This window comes from Rhodococcus sp. IEGM 1379 (assembly GCF_030056815.1).
Taxonomy (GTDB): domain Bacteria; phylum Actinomycetota; class Actinomycetes; order Mycobacteriales; family Mycobacteriaceae; genus Rhodococcus_F.
Genome location: NZ_JASHKR010000226.1, coordinates 1 through 217 on the forward strand (window position 1 = coordinate 1; position 217 = coordinate 217).

Annotated in this window: 1 protein-coding gene; it reads left to right on the forward strand. The window is 58.1% G+C overall.

Annotated features, from left to right (window positions below):
• Nucleotides 1–217 (forward strand): Ig-like domain-containing protein (locus QM600_RS29600; RefSeq protein WP_283265341.1); only part of this gene is annotated, 217 nt, incomplete at both ends.

The window sequence follows — 217 nt, forward strand, 5'->3', positions numbered from 1 at the left end:
CGGTTCCGGCTTCGGGTGTTGTGGGTACTGCTGTGCAGTTGAAGGCGAATGTGTCTCCGCTGGGCAGTGTGGGTACGGTCCAGTTCTTCGAGGGCACTGTGCCTTTGGGTGCTGCGGTGAATGTGGTCGATGGTGTTGCTGTTCTTGATCACGTCTTCACGGCAACGGGTAGTCACACGGTCACTGCAGTGTTCAGTGGTGGTTTGGGTGTGGCGAC